At 73.8% G+C, this 12,235-nt stretch carries 8 protein-coding genes and 1 pseudogene; 7 read left to right on the top strand and 2 right to left on the bottom strand.

The features are described 5' to 3' along the window. The 6 genes and pseudogenes from E1292_RS46195 to E1292_RS55305 all read left to right on the top strand — a co-directional run. A partial coding sequence (locus E1292_RS46195) for a LuxR family transcriptional regulator (RefSeq protein ID WP_132606145.1) occupies positions 1–1,202 on the top strand: 1,202 nt, incomplete at its 5' end. A 193-nt stretch (positions 1,203–1,395) separates the two neighbouring features. Further along, positions 1,396–3,138, top strand: a complete 1,743-nt coding sequence (locus E1292_RS46190) for a DJ-1/PfpI family protein (protein ID WP_132606144.1) — start codon at positions 1,396–1,398, stop codon at positions 3,136–3,138. A gap of 70 nt (positions 3,139–3,208) precedes the next feature. Further along, positions 3,209–3,409, top strand: a pseudogene (locus tag E1292_RS54610) (aldo/keto reductase); the annotation flags it as partial. Positions 3,410–3,486: 77 nt separating this feature from the next. Next, entirely contained in the window at positions 3,487–3,909 is a 423-nt protein-coding gene (locus tag E1292_RS54605; RefSeq protein ID WP_246090844.1) for an aldo/keto reductase, read from the top strand. Between the two features lie 112 nt (positions 3,910–4,021). Then, positions 4,022–5,068, top strand: coding sequence for an SAM-dependent methyltransferase (locus tag E1292_RS46180; RefSeq protein WP_132606143.1), 1,047 nt, complete (start codon positions 4,022–4,024; stop codon positions 5,066–5,068). A 205-nt stretch (positions 5,069–5,273) separates the two neighbouring features. Continuing rightward, positions 5,274–8,342, top strand: coding sequence for a protein kinase domain-containing protein (locus tag E1292_RS55305; RefSeq protein WP_165975104.1), 3,069 nt, complete (start codon positions 5,274–5,276; stop codon positions 8,340–8,342). 7 nt (positions 8,343–8,349) lie between these two features. On the opposite strand, the gene E1292_RS46170 is transcribed toward E1292_RS55305, so the two are convergent. Continuing rightward, positions 8,350–9,369, bottom strand: coding sequence for an LCP family protein (locus E1292_RS46170; RefSeq protein WP_132606141.1), 1,020 nt, complete (start codon positions 9,367–9,369; stop codon positions 8,350–8,352). A gap of 39 nt (positions 9,370–9,408) precedes the next feature. After that, positions 9,409–10,515 (bottom strand): D-glucuronyl C5-epimerase family protein, encoded by a 1,107-nt coding sequence (locus E1292_RS46165; RefSeq protein WP_165975103.1) that lies wholly within the window; start codon positions 10,513–10,515, stop codon positions 9,409–9,411. Positions 10,516–10,607: 92 nt separating this feature from the next. Here E1292_RS46165 and E1292_RS46160 point away from each other — a divergent pair. Further along, the coding region (locus E1292_RS46160; protein ID WP_132606139.1) for a class I SAM-dependent methyltransferase at positions 10,608–12,235 on the top strand (1,628 nt) is incomplete at its 3' end.

The raw sequence follows: 12,235 nt of genomic DNA, 5'->3' as shown, positions 1-12,235 counted from the left end.
GTCAGGGCGGGCGGGGTGGTCCCGAGGACGCGGTGCTGCGGCTGCTGCGGGCCGCCTGCCTGGCGCGCGCCGGCCACGACCCGGGGCCCGCCGTACGGGACGGCACCGGCGTGGACGCGCTCACCGATCCGATCACGATGACCCTGGCAGGGGCGATCGCCCGGGGGCTCGGCGACCGGGAGCTGAGCAGGCGCCTGTACCAGAACGCCGGGCGGCTGGCCCGCGCCGGCGGCTCGCTGGGCGCGCTCGCGTGGAACCTCGAATACCAGGCGGCCGACGAGCTCGCCCGCGGCAGGCTCGGGCTGGCGGAGGCCCACGCCGAGGAGGGCTGCGCGTTCGCCGCCGAGGTCGGCCAGCCGAACACGGCCTGCCGCAACCGGGGGCTGCTGGCCTTGTGCGCCGCGATCCGTGGCCGTCCCGAGGCCGGGGAGCTGGCCGCGGAGGTGCTGGCCGAGGCTGGCGAGCGCAGGCTGGCGGATGCGACGGCGTACGCCAGGCGGGCGCTCGGGCTGGTGGAGCTGGTCGCGGGCAGGCACGGCGAGGCCGCGCGGCATTTCGAGGCGGTCGGCGGGTGGGATGCCGACCAGCCTTCCGACCTGGCGATGGGCCTGGTGCCCGATCTCGTCGAGGCCCTGGTCAGGGCCGGCGAGCACGACCGGGCCGCCGTGGCCGCCGCCCGCTACGCGCGGTGGACGGAGCACACCGCGTCGCCGGAGCTGGGCGCGCTCACCGCGCGTTGCCGGGCGCTGGTCTGCGAGGACGGCACGGCCCATTACGCGGAGAGCCTGCGCCTGCACGCGCTGGCCGACGCCCCGCTTGAGCAGGCCCGTACCGAGTTGCTGCTGGGCGAGCAGTTGCGGCGCGACCGGCGGCGATCCCAGGCGCAGCAGCACCTGCGCGGTGCGGCGGAGACCTTCCGCCGCATCGGCGCGGTCGCCTGGGCCGATCGCGCGCTGGGCGAGCTGCGCGCCACCGGCGAGTCGGCGCGCACCCCCGAGGCGGGAGCGCTGACCACGCTCACCCCGCAGGAGCTGCGCATCGCGCTGGCCGTCGGCGAGGGGCTGACCAACCGGGAGATCGCCGCGCAGCTGTTCCTCAGCCCGCGCACCGTGGACTACCACCTGCGCAAGGTCTTCCATAAGGCCGGCCTCACCTCGCGGGCCGAGCTCATGCGCATGGTGCTCGCCGAACGCCCAGCGTAGGCCGGGGCCAGGTAGGACGGGCGTGACGACCGGCTGGAGGACCGCCGTGAGGACCGGCGGGAGGACCGGCGGGAGGACCGGCGGGAGGACCGGCGGGAGGACCGGCGGGAGGACCGGCGACTTCACTGATTCGGCGGCGCGCCGGCCTTCCTAGCGTGAGGGACCTCAACGTCCTTCACGTCAGGAGTTCGGCATGACGAACCATGAACGTCGTCCCGGCGGGGCGCGCACCGCCGCCCGCCTCGTCTGGCACTACCTCGAACTGGTCATCGCGGCGGCCCTGGGGATGATGCTGCTCGACCCCCTGTGGGTCTCGGTGCTGAAGGTCGGCCGGTTCGACGTCTACATCCTGCTCATGGCGGCCGCCATGGCCGCCGGTGTGGTGCTCTGGATGCTGGTGCGGCGGCACGCCCGGCCGCGGATGGCCGAGATGGGGGCGGCGGTGTTCCTGCCGTTCCCCGTGCTGCTCGTCCCTTACTGGCTCGGCGTGTTACCGGCCGCTCTGGTGTCGCTCGTCGGGCATGTGATCCCGCTCGTGCTCATGGCGGCGGCCATGGTGTGGCGGCGCGCGGAGTACGCGGATCCCCGGCACCGGTTCAGGTTCCGGGCCCGGTGGTTCCGCGGGACGGCCATCGTCCTGGCGGCGCTGCTGCTTCCCGGTGCGGTCTCCGCGGTGAACACCGTCGGCAAGTTCGGCGACCTGTACACCGCCCGCGCGGACGCGGTGACCGTCCGGCCGGCGCCGAAGGCGCACGACCCGGCCAAGCCGACGGTGGCCCTGCTGACCGGCAGCGGCGGTACGAACGTGGCGGACCTGCTCGGGCCGTACGAGGTGCTGGCGGGCACCGGCCGGGTCAACACGTACGTCGTCTCTCCCGGCTCCCGGCTGGTGCCCCTGACCGGCGGCCTGGATTTGGTGCCCGACCTGACGTTCGGCGAGCTCGCACGGTTGCTGAGTGACCGGAACGACAAGCTCGACGCCGTGGTGATCCCCGCCCTGCACGACCTTGGCGCGGCCGAGCTCGGCTCGATCTCCCGCTGGTTGCGGGAGCAGTCGGCCGTCGGCGCGGTGCCGATGAGCGTCTGCAACGGGGCGCGCACTTTCGCGGCGAGCGGGCTGCTGGACGGCAGGTCCGCGACCTCCCACTGGTTGCGGATGGCCGGGCTGCGCGACGACTTCCCCGACGTCGGATGGGTGACCGGCGTGCGCTACGTCGACGATGGGGACATCATCACCACGGCCGGCGTGCTGTCCGGCATCGACGGCGCCCTGCGCCTGCTCGAACGGCTGGTCGACCCAGGCGCCGCGCGGGAGGCGGCGCGCAGGGTGCACTGGCGCCACTACTCCCCCGGCGCTTCCTCGCGGATCCCCGAGTCCGAGCTCCAGCCGCCTGACGTGGTGGTCGGACTCAACTCCTCCTACCAGCCGGGACCTTCGTCCATCGGCATCCGGGTCGCCGAGGGCATCGGGGAGCTGGAGCTGGCCTCCGCGTTCATCTCGTACACCGAGCACGCCATGGTGGGGCGCACCGTCGCGCTGGGCGACGGGCCGTTCCGCTCCAGGCACGGCCTGACCTTCGTGCCGCGCTCGACGGTCGCGGCCGCCGCGGATGGGCTCGACCGCCTGCTCGTACCGGGCCTGGACGCCGCCCGCGGGCAGGTGATGGGCGCCGTGGCAGGTCTGCGGCCGGTGTACCTGCACGCCGAGGAGGAGTTCGCGTTCGATCCGGTGCTGCGCGACATCGCCCGCACCTACGACGTGCAGACGGCCCGGTGGACGGCGAAAACGCTGGAGTATCCGGTGAGCGACGTCGAGCTGAGCGGCAGCGCCTGGCCGTGGCCGGCGACGATCGTGCCGCTGGTGCTGGCGCTGCTGGGGGCCGCCGCGGCCGTCGCCGCGGGGCTGGTGTTCCGCCGGATCCGTACGCGCCACTAATGGGCATTACGTCCCGTTAGCATGCCAGCTTTAACGGGACTATAGACCCATTAATGAAACTGACGGACTCATGGAACATCGGCGACTGGGCGCCTCCGGCCTCAAGGTCCCCGCGCTGAGCTTCGGCGCCGGCACCTTCAGCGGCAAGCGCGAGCTGTTCGGCGCGTGGGGCGACACCGGAGTGGCGCAGGCCAGGCGGCTCGTGGACATCGCCCTCGACGCGGGCGTCACCATGTTCGACACCGCCGACGTCTACTCCGACGGCGCCTCGGAAGAGGTGCTCGGCCAGGCGCTGAAAGGACGCCGCGACCGGGCGCTCATCTCGACCACCAGGGCGTCGGCGCCCTGGTGTGGAGCCCGCTCGGCTGGGGTCGCCTCACCGGCAGAATCCGGCGCGGCGCCCCGCTCCCCCAGGTCAGCAGGCTGCACAGGACGGCCGCCTACGGCCCGCCGGTGGACGACGAGCGCCTCTACGCGGTGGTCGACGTCATCGACGAGCTCGCCGGCGAGACCGGCAGAAGCGTCCCGCAGATCGCCCTCAACTGGCTGCTCCAGCGGCCGAGCGTGGCCTCGGTCACCGTCGGCGCCCGCAACGAGGAACAACTGCGGGAGAACCTGGGCGCCACCGGCTGGCGCCTCACGGGCGACCAGGTGGCCAGGTTCGACGCGGCGAGCACCGTCACGGCCGCCTACCCCTACTACCCGTACCGCAGCCAGGAGGGCTTCGCCCGCGTCAACCCGCCGATCGAGTCACTCCTGCGCGCGGGCTGACTCCGTACCCGGAACTCGGGCCCGTGGGCGCGTGCCGCGGCCGTGACAGGGCATGTGCCGACCTTGGGGGTTGAGGCCGGTGGAAGCCGGCCCGACAGAAAGGAGACGGGGGATGGACCGCGAGAAGGTCAACGAGTTCCTGGGCCGGGTCGTGGCCGACATGGCGGCCACCGAGGCCGCCGGCTCGGTCGTGGTCGGCCAGCGACTGGGCCTCTACCGCGCGCTCGCGCAAGGCCCGGCGACACCCGAGGAGTTCGCCGAGCGCACCGGGTGCCACCCGCGCTACCTGACCGAGTGGCTGCGGGGCCAGGCCGCCGGCGGGTACGTCGGCTACGAGCCGGAGACCGGCCGGTTCTCGCTGAGCGAGGAGCAGGCGTTCTGCCTGGCCGACCCGGACGGCCCGAACGTGCCGGCGGCGTTCCTCATCGCCCTGGGGATGCTGCGCTCGGAGCCGCGCATCACGGAGGCGTTCCGCACGGGCGCCGGCGTCGGCTGGCACGAGCACGCCGAGGACGTATTCGTCGGGTGCGACGCGTTCTTCCGCGCGGGATACGCGGCGGAGCTGATCCCGCACTGGATCCCGGCGCTGGAGGGGGTCGACGCGAAGCTCGCCGCCGGGGCCAGGGTCGCCGACGTCGGCTGCGGCCTCGGCTCGTCGTCGCTGCTGCTCGCCGAGGCGTACCCGCGCACCACGGTCCTCGGCTCGGACTACCACACCGAGTCGATCGCGCTGGCGCGCAAGCGGGCCGCGGAGGCCGGGCTGGCCGACCGGGTCGGCTTCGAGGTCGCCGGCGCGCAGGACTTCAGCGGCACGGACTTCGACCTGGTGGCGATGTTCGACTGCCTGCACGACATGGGCGACCCGCTCGGCGCGGCCCGGCGGGTGCGCGGGGCGCTGGCTCCTGACGGTACGTGGCTCCTGGTGGAGCCGCTGGCCTCGGACCGGGTCGAGGAGAACCTGCACCCGCTGGGGCGGCTGTACTACAGCGCGTCCACGTTCCTCTGCGTGCCCAGCGCCCTGTCCCAGCCGGGCGGGTACGCGCTGGGCGCGCAGGCCGGGAGCGCCGCGATCCGCGACGTCGTCACGGAGGCCGGCTTCACCCGGTTCCGTGAGGCGGCGCGGACGCCGTTCAACATGGTCTACGAGGTGCGCCCGTAGCAGGGGCATCGGAGGGCCAGCGGAGGGCACGGCGGACGCGGGCGGCACGCGACCGCCGCGCCGCCGGGCGGCGCGCGGGTGCCCATGGCGATCGTCCCTGCCTCAGCGGACCTTGTGGCCCTATGATCGAGGTCAGCCTCAGCCCGCCCCGCCCAGGAGACTCGTGCCGGACGTCCAGCCCCTCAGGCCCGGAGATCCCAGGTCCGTGGACCACTATCGGATCACGGGCCGTATCGGCGAGGGCGGTCAGGGCACGGTCTATCTCGGAGTCGGCGACGACGAGCGGCTCGTGGCGATCAAGACGATGAACTCCGTCGACGCGTCCGACGTCGAGTCCAGATTACGGTTCCAGCGGGAGATCGAGGTGGCGTCCAAGGTCGCCTCGTTCTGCACGGTGCGCGTGCTGGGTCACGGCATCAGCGACGGCCGCCTATACATGGTCAGCGAATACATCGCCGGAGAGTCGCTGCAGCAGCACGTCCTGGCCAGAGGGCCGCTGGACGCCTCCGCGCTCATGCGGCTGGCCGTCAACACCTCCACGGCGCTGGTCTCCATCCACAACGCCGGCATCGTCCACCGCGACTTCAAGCCCAGCAACGTCCTGCTCGGCCCGGACGGCCCCTACGTGATCGACTTCGGCGTGGCCCGCGCGTTCGGCGACAAGACGGTCACCGTCACGGGGGTCCTGGGCACCCCCGCCTACATGTCCCCCGAGCAGCTGGCGGGCGAGCGGGTCACCCCGGCCTCCGACCTGTTCAGCTGGGGCCTGACGATGGCCTTCGCGGCGCTCGGCCGGCCGCTCTTCAGCGGCAGCACGATCGCGGCCATGGCCATCACGCTGCGCCAGAAGGAGATCGACCTCAGCGGGATCGCCGAGCCGCTGCGCTCGGTCATCACCTCCTGCCTGATACGCCCGCCCGAAGCGCGGCCGACCGCCCGCCAGGTGCTCAACGCCCTCATCGTGCCCTCGGCGGGGCCCGGGCAGGGCGGGCCGCCGTGGCCGGCCCTGCCCACGACAGGGCCCACGACGGGGCCCACGACCGGGCCCACGACGGGGCCCACGACCGGGCCCACGACGGGGCCCACGACCGGGCCGACGACGGGGCCTGCGACAGGTACGACGGCGCCGGCCCCGTGGGCGGGGCCGGTCACGCCGTTCGCGCCGCCCACCCCGGTGCCCGCCACCGCCCGGCCGGTCCAGGCGCAGCACCCCGGCCCGGTCTCGCAGCCGACCGGCGCCGCGCCGCCGACCCTGGCCCGCCGGGGCGTGGGGCGGCTCGCCGTGGCGGGGACGGTGCTGGTGGCGCTGATCGGGGCTGGCGCGGTGCTGGTGCCCCGGCTGATCGAGGGCCCTGGGACTCCCCCCGGCTTCTCGTCGGCCGCGGCCGGCTTCGGCAGCCCGGTCGGCTGGCGGCCCACCGGCCACTTCGCGGCCGTGACAGCCGTCGGCACGGCCGAGGCCGGCGGCCGCCCGGTCACGGTGACGGCCAGTGAGGACGGCACCCTGCGGCGGTGGGACGGGCGCACGGCGCGGCCGATCGGCGCGCCCATGCCCGGTCACGGCGACTGGGTGCGCGCGGTGGCGACGGCCACGGTCGGCGGCGAACCCGTCGCGGTCAGCGGCAGCGACGACAGGACCGTACGCATCTGGGACCTCACCACCGGCCGCCCCAAGGGCAGCCCCATGACCGGCCACACCGGCGCGGTGCTCGCCGTCGCCACCACCACGGTCGACGGCAAACCCGTCGCGGTCACCGGCGGCGACGACGAGACCGTACGCATCTGGGACCTCACCACCGGCCGCCCCATCGGCAGCCCTCTCACCGGCCACACCGGCGCCGTGCTCGCCGTCGCCGCCACCACCATGGGCGGCGAGCCGGTCGCGGTGAGCGCCGGCAAGGACCGCGTGCTGCGGTTCTGGAACCTGCGCACCGGCGAACCCGCGGGCCCGGCCCGCCCCGGCCACACCGACTGGGTGCGGGCGCTGGCCGCCACCCCGGAGGCGGTCGTCTCCGCCTCCGACGACAAGACGGTCAGGGTGTGGGACCTCGGCTCCGGCTCGGTCCGCACGATCGGCGACCTGCCCGAGGTGGTGATCTCGCTCGCGGCGGTCCGGTCGGGCACCGCCTGGACGCTGCTGGGCGCCGGCCGCGACGGAGTGATCCGCGGCTGGGACATCGCGGGCGAGCCGGTGGGCACCCCGCTCACCGGGCATACGGGGTTCGTCACCGCGGTGACGGCGGCCGTGGTCGACGGGGCCCCGCGCGCCTTCTCCGGCGGCGCCGACAAGTCCATGCGGACGTGGGACCTGACCACGTGGACCGCCTCGGCCGTGGCCGCGGGCAACCCCGGGCATTCCGACGAGGTCAGGGCGGCCGCGCTGGCCACCGTGGGCGGCCGGCCGGTGGCGGTCTCCGGCGGGTCCGACAAGACCGTCAGGATGTCCGACCCCGCGACGGGCGCGCCCGTCGGCACCCCGCTGCTCGGCCACACCGAAGAGATCAAGGCGCTGGCCACGGGCACGCTCGACGGCAAGCCGGTGGCCGTCAGCGGCGACGCGGGCGGGTCGCTGCGCAGGTGGCGGCTGGACACCGGGGCGGCGCTCGGCAAGCCGCTCACCGGCCACCGGGGCAGCGTCAACGCCGTCACGTTCGCCGGCGACCTGATCGTCTCCGGGGGCGCCGACGGGCGCCTGCACCGGTGGAACGCCGCCACGGGCGCGCCCGCGGGACCGCCGCTGCCCGGGCACGGCAAGCCGATCAGGGCGCTGGCGTCCGCCGCCGTCGACGGCAGGACCGTGGTGATCTCCGCGAGCGAGGACCAAGAACTGCGGCTGTGGGACCTCACCGCGGGCGAGCAGATCGGCGACCCGCTGACCGGCCACGACGGCGCCGTCCTCGCGGTGGCCGCCACCGTGGTCGGCGGCCGGCCCGTCGCGGTGTCGGCGGGCGAGGACCGTACGCTGCGCCGCTGGGACCTGATCACGGGCACCGCCGTCGGCGGGCCGCTCACCGGGCACACCGACTGGGTGCGGGCGCTGGCCGCCGACGGCGAGCGGGTGGTCTCGGCGGGCGACGACCGGTCGCTGCGCGTGTGGGACCTGCGCACCGGCGAGCCGGCGGGCAAGGTGGTCCGCGGGCACGCCGGCCCGGTGTACGCGCTGGCCACCGGGAGAGTCGGCGGCACGGATGACGGCGGGGACGGCGGCTTCCCCGTCGCGGTCTCGGCGAGCTCGGACTGGACCGTGCGCGTCTGGAACATCCGCGACGAGTGACCGCCTGCTAGCGGACCTGCTTCACCTGGTTGCCCTGGCCGTTGCGCTTGACGTAGTCGCGGGCCCGGTCGGCCTTGATCGCCTCGCTCAGCGCGCGGCTCTTGCGATCGTCCAGGTAGACGACGCTCTGCCCGGCCTCCGTGCCGGTGCCGCGGGTGGGCATGGTGAAGAAGGCGGAGTCCTCCAGCCCTGCCAGGTCGCCGAGCCGGCTCCTGAGCATCGACGCCGTCACGCCCCCGTCCACGGTGATCGACCGGGTGATCGCGCGCAGGAAGCCGTCGACCTTCAGCGGGTTGGCCAGGGTGCCGGCGCTCAGCACCCGGTCCGCCAGGGCGTTCAGCACCGCCTGCTGGCGTTTGATCCGGTCGAAGTCGCCGCCGGGCAGGTTGTGGCGCTGCCGGACGAACGCGAGGGCCTGCTCGCCGTCGAGGTGGTGGCGGCCGGCCGTCCAGGTGACGCCGCTGTGTGCGTCGCGCACGGTCCTGGCCACCTCGACGTCGACCCCCTCGACCGCGTCGATGACCTCGGGGAACCCCTTGAAGTCGATCGCGGCGTAGTGGTCGACCCTGATGCCGGTGAGCTTCTCGATGGTCTTGATCAGCAGGGCGGGCCCGCCCCAGGAGAACGCCGCGTTGATCTTCGCTCTGCCGTGGCCGGGGATGCTCACCCAGGAGTCGCGCGGGATCGACACGACGGCGGCGTGTTCGCCGTCGTCGGACAGGTGGGCCAGCATGATCGTGTCGGTGCGCTGCGAGCCGATCCGCCGGTTTCCCGTCCCGGCGGCGTCTCCCGTGCTGGGCTCGCCCGACCTGAGGTCGGTGCCCACGAGGAGCCACGTCTCGCCGTGACCGGGCTTCGGCTGCGGGCGCTGCCTCTCCTCCTCCTTCGAGGTCGGCAGGGCCGCGGGCTGGCGGGTGATGCCGCTGTCGAGGCTGGCCGTGTAGACGAACAACCCGCCGGCGCCGAGCCCTCCCAGCACCACCAGCGCGCCCAGGGATGTCCCCAGCACGAGAAGCAAGCGGCGCATGCCTCGAAACCTCCTGAGATCGGTCAGTGGAATGTACAGCTAGTTGCCGGGAAGGGCCTTGCCGTGGAGGTAGCCGAGCCAGCGCTCCTCGATCGCGCTGTAGCGCCCTCCGGTGATCGCGTCCAGCGCCGACAGCTGGGTGACGTGCAGCGCGTGGTAGCTCCACCGGGCGGGGTTGGGCGCCGTCGCCGGGGTCCGCGTGTAGTGGAGGAGGTCGTAGCTGGTCCTGGACGACAGGTCGTAGAGCGGCAGGACCCTGTCGAGGGTCTCGAGGCCCTCCTTGAACATCTCCCGCGCCGCCGCATGATCCATGAGCTCGCCGACGTCGTACACGCCGAGCAGGGCGAACAGGTAGCCGTTGAGCACGTGCGTGGGGGTGGGAGTCGGGTATTCCTCGAACCAGTCGTGCCCCTCGAAGCTGCGCAGCACGCCGCCCTTCTCCACCGTGGTCGTCAGGGGGCCGAGCGCCCGCAGCGCGGCGTCGCCGTAGCGGGACTCGTCGGTCTTGTCGTACATCTTGGCCAGGAAGGCGGCCCCGATGCCCTGAGCCATCCCCGAGTACCAGCCGGCCCGTAACTCGCCCGCCAGCCCGTCACGGTAGGAGTAGGCGAAGGGCACCGGCCACCCGCCCTTGTCGTCCTGATGCTCCAGCAGCCAGCGGGCCACGGTCTCGGCCTTCGGCCGGTACTTCTCGTCGCCGGTGGCGACCCATTTGCTGTAGTTCTCCATGCCGTACTGGACGACCTCGACCGGATACTGGAAGGTGCCGAAGTCGTACGTGCTGACCGGGATGCCGTCCGGCCCGACGGAGATGCGCCGCCAGGTGGTGACGTCCACGTCGGCGAAGTGCAGCCAGGGGCCGCGCGGATCGTGCTTCCTGACCAGCGGGGTCTCGTCCTCGACGTACTCGGCCCTGACGACTCCGTCGGCGCCGGTGGAGACGGCCAGCTCGAGCCGCTTGGCCAGCGCGTCGAGCGGCACGTAAAGCTTGTCGTTCACGCGCAGGCCGGACACGGTCTCCCGCAGGAGGCTGACCGGTGCCTGCGTCGCCGCGACCGAGGACGGCTCGCGCGCCGCCGGGGGCTCCGAGGTGGTGCACCCACTCAGACAGCCCAGGCCGATCACCGCGACGATGAGCTTACGCACCACAGGCACCATGCATACCGCCCTTAACGGCTATTTCGTGAAAATGGTAATGTCGGGCCCTCACTGATCATCCTTCAGGGGTCCCAGCCCACATGAACCACGATCGCGTCCATTTTGCCTATAACGGGATAGATGTCGACCCCGAGACGCAGGAGCTGACCAGGAGCCGGCTGCACTGGCTGCTCGATCGCCTTCCCTCGGGACGCATCCTCGACCTGGGCTGCTCCCAGGGCACCCTGTCCGTCCTCGCCGCCCGCCGCGGCGACCGCGTGATCGGCGTCGACGTCGAGGAGGAGGCCGTCGCCTTCGCCGCCGGGCTGGCCGCCGAGCTGCCCGCCGACACGGTCGGCGACAGCGACGGCGACACGGGCGGCGACACCGACGGCGACACGGGCGGCGACACGGCTGGCGACACGGGCGGCCGGCTCGCCTTCGTGCGCGGCGACGGCGAGCGCCTCTGCTTCCCCGACGGCTGCTTCGACGCGGCCGTCGCCGGGGAGTTGCTGGAGCACGTGGCGGACCCCCGGGCGGTGCTGACCGAGCTGCACCGGGTGCTCGCGCCCGGCGGGACGCTGCTGGTGTCCGTACCTCATGGGCTGATGCCGCACCACGACCACCGCCGCACCTTCTACCGCGCCGGATTGCGCCGCCTGATCAACCCCCTGTTCAAGGTCGGCGAGCTGACCGTGCTGCCGCGGCACATCGCCGTGGTGGCCGTACGGCGGGAGGCGCCCCGCCCCGTCCCCGCCTACCGGCTCAGCCAGGAGGAATCCGACTTCCTCCAGCGCGAGGAGCGGCTGGAGGAGCAGGCCCGCGGCCTGCGCGACAAGCTCGCGCGGGCCAACCGCCTCTACCGCGACGTCACCGCGGCCAACGCCGAGCTGAAGGAGCGGCTCGGCGCGAGCGGGGCGGGGCAGCAGGTCCTCGACCAGCTGTCGGCGCTCCAGGACACCGTCACCCGGCTCTCCACCGAGCTCGCCGGCAGCGCGGCCGCGGAGCGGAACGAGCTGCAGGAGCGGCTCGACGCGCTGGCGGACGACCGCGACCGCCTCCGCGCCGGCCTGCGGGCGGCGGAGACCGAGCTCGGCCTGCTGCGCGAGGCGGCCGGGGCCACGGAGGAGGAACGCGACCGGCTGCTGGAGTCGATCCACGGGCTGACCGCGGGCATGGAGTCGCTCCGCGAGACGGCCGACGCCGTCGCCGCCCAGCGCGACGAGCTGCGCGCTCTCGTCCGCGCCCAGGCCGAGGACCTGCAGGCGGCGGAGGCGGCCCACGGTGAGGCCACGCGGACCGCCGAGGACGCGCACGCGCGGGCGCTGCGCAGCCTGCACGCGCGCGTCGCCGAGCTCGACGAGGAGCACCGGACGCAGCGCGCGGAGCTGTCCAGGCTCCGCACGGTCTACAACGGCGAGCGGCACCGCCACTCCCTCACCCAGCACCGCCTGGACAAGCTCGTCACGGCCGAGTCGAAGCTGCGCCAGGAGAACGCCCGATTACGCGACAAGCTGGAGGCCGTGACCGGCCGGCTGGCGGACTACCGCGACCAGGTCAGCAGGATCCGTTCTTCGCGAGCCTGGCGCGTGCTCTCCGTCTACCGGCAGCTGCGCCGCCCGGGGCGGCCCGATCCGGGACAGCCGGGCGGGAAGGCGGCGGCCTCGGCCGTCGCCGCCACGCCGACCCGCAGAATCGTCACGCTCCCGCCGAATCGTGACCTGGCCTC

This window comes from Nonomuraea deserti (assembly GCF_004348685.1).
Lineage (GTDB): Bacteria > Actinomycetota > Actinomycetes > Streptosporangiales > Streptosporangiaceae > Nonomuraea > Nonomuraea deserti.
This window is presented reverse-complemented; position numbering and strand designations above follow the sequence as displayed.

Coding starts and splice junctions, on each gene's coding strand:
- E1292_RS46170 (WP_132606141.1), bottom strand. CDS start 9,369: ATGCGCCGCTTGCTTCTCGTGCTGGGGACATCCCTGGGCGCGCTGGTG.
- E1292_RS46190 (WP_132606144.1), top strand. CDS start 1,396: ATGACGAACCATGAACGTCGTCCCGGCGGGGCGCGCACCGCCGCCCGC.
- E1292_RS46180 (WP_132606143.1), top strand. CDS start 4,022: ATGGACCGCGAGAAGGTCAACGAGTTCCTGGGCCGGGTCGTGGCCGAC.